The organism is Streptomyces swartbergensis (assembly GCF_002148965.1).
GTDB classification, from domain to species: domain Bacteria; phylum Actinomycetota; class Actinomycetes; order Streptomycetales; family Streptomycetaceae; genus Streptomyces; species Streptomyces swartbergensis.
Genome location: NZ_NGFN01000620.1, coordinates 1 through 2,299 on the forward strand (window position 1 = coordinate 1; position 2,299 = coordinate 2,299).

Genomic DNA, 2,299 nt, shown 5'->3' on the forward strand with positions numbered 1-2,299 from the left:
GGGGCTGCCTGCCGCGCTGCGGGGGCTGCTGGGGCCGGGCGACCTGCCGCTGGGGGCGGCGGCGCAGCGGGTCCTCGTTCGGGTCGAGGTACTGGACCTGCGTCTGTTCGTTGCGGTCGCGGGCCGCTCGCAGCTGGTTCTGCCAGGGGTGCGGGTCCTCGGGTCCGCCCTGCCGGCCCTGCTGACCGGGGTGGCCGGGGGAGCCCGGCGGGACCGGCGGCATGACGGCGGTCGGGTCGGCCGCGCCCCGGTTCGGGAGGACGGCCGTGGGGTCGGCGGCGCCGGCCGGGCCGCCGGTGTGCGGCATGACGCTGGTCGCGGCGTTCGGGTCGTACGCCCCCGCGCCCTGCGGGAGGACCTGGGTCGGGTCGGCCGCGCCGGACGTGTCCGGCACGGGCGCGGGCGCCGGGTCGGGCACCAGGAGCGCGCCGACGCCCTCGGCGGCGGCGATCTGCGCGGAGTTCGCGTGCACCCCGATGCCCTCGGCGACGACGCGCAGGCCGCGGGCGAGGTTGACGGCGCTGGGCCGCTCGTCGGGGTTCTTGCGCAGACAGCGCTCGATGACCGTCCACAGCGGGTCGGGGACCGTGGAGGGACGGCGGGGCTCGGCGCTCAGGTGCTGGTGCAGCACTTCCAGGGCGGAGCCGCCGGCGAACGGGGGACGGCCGGTGACCRGCTCGTACAGCAGGATGCCGGCGCCGTAGATGTCCACGGCGGAGGTCTGCGGGCGGCCCTCTGCGGACTCGGGCGCGACGTAGGCGGGCGTCCCGACGAACTCCTGGGTCCGGGTCAGGCCCGGGGAGTCGGCCAGGCGGGCGATGCCGAAGTCGGTGAGCAGCGGGTGCATCTGCCCGTCGTACTGCCGGAGCAGGACATTCGCCGGCTTGAGGTCGCGGTGGACCACGCCGTCGGCGTGGCTGGCGGCGAGCGCGTCGGCGATCTGGGCGGTGAGCAGGGCCGCGGCGACGGGGCTGAAGGGCCCGTTCTCGCGCAGGTAGCGGTGCAGGTCGGGGCCCTCGACGAGGTCCATGACCAGGGCCAGCAGATCGCCCTCGACGACCAGGTCACGGACCCGGACGATGTTCGGGTGGGTGAGCCGGAGCAGGACGGAGCGCTCCCGGAGGAACCGCATCACGACGTCCGGGTCGCCGGCCAGCTCCTCCTTGAGGACCTTGATGGCGACCGTCTCGCCGGGCTGTCCCGGCACGGCCGCCTCGGCGCCCGCGGTCTCGCGCTGGCGGGCTCGCCAGACGGTGCCCGTGGCGCCGCGCCCGAGCGGCTCCTCGAGCAGGTACTTGCTGCCTACCGGCCGCACGTCATGCGCTCCCTGGTGCTTGCCTTGCCTGCTGGCCTGTCCGACCCACTGTAGTGCCGTGCCGCCGGGGACCGGGGTGTCGTCTTTCTGTGGGTCTTACGTATCCGTTCTCGCGCGCGTTCGAATCTCGCTCGCGTTCGAAGGAAAGACGCTCACCTCGGTCTCGTGGTTGCCGAGAGTGAGCGTGACCGATCTCAAGTGATCGCGAGTGGGTCATCTCTCAGGCACTTTTGCGGGCAGAGCCGACCAATCAAGATCACTTGTTCCGGAGCAAGGGGCGCGCTGTCAGTGGCAGGTGCGAGGATGCGTGCAGTACTGGCCGACGTGCTGGGGCGGGGTGGGGGGACTCCGCGCCCGGGCAGAAGGGACCGCTGACGGCGATGCAGATCCGGCTGACCGTCGTAGACCCGCTGGGCCTGGCGGCTCCGGCCCGGGACCGCGCCGCGCGCTGCGACGTGCTGGTCACCGCGCCCGCCGGGACGGCGCTCGCGGCGGTGTCCTCGGCGCTCGCCCAGGTGGTCCTCGGCGGTGACGGCTCGGGCTCCCCGGTGCTGTACGCCGGGGAGCAGCGGCTCGACGCCCAGCGCTGCACGCTCGGCGAGCCCCCGCTGACCGACGGTGCCGTGCTGGCCGTGGGCGCGCCGGGCGAGCCGGAGCCGCATCCCGAGCTGGACGACGCCCCGGCCCAGCTCCAGGTGGTCGCCGGGCCCGACGCCGGCGGTGTCCACCTCCTGCACGGCGGCGAGATCCGCATCGGCCGCTCCGCCGACGCCGACGTACCGCTCGACGACCCGGACGTCTCCCGGCTGCACTGCGCGGTGACGGTGAGCGCCGACGGCCGCGTCTCGGTCGCCGACCTCGACTCCACGAACGGCACGACGCTGGACGGCGCGCGGGTGGGCGGCCGGGCGGTCCGTTTCGCGCCGGGGGCGCTGCTGCGGATCGGCGAATCGGCTCTGCGGCTGGCTCCCGCCGGGGGGCCGG

The 2,299-nt window shown here is 75.1% G+C and carries 2 protein-coding genes; one reads left to right on the forward strand and one right to left on the reverse strand.

What is annotated here, in order from left to right:
- Window positions 1-1,315 (reverse strand): serine/threonine-protein kinase (locus CA983_RS42900; RefSeq protein ID WP_107500353.1); only part of this gene is annotated, 1,315 nt, incomplete at its 3' end.
- Window positions 1,316-1,695: 380 nt separating this feature from the next.
- Here CA983_RS42900 and CA983_RS42905 point away from each other — a divergent pair.
- Window positions 1,696-2,299, forward strand: a 604-nt coding sequence (locus CA983_RS42905; RefSeq protein WP_143645803.1) for an FHA domain-containing protein, incomplete at its 3' end; no start/stop codon positions are given.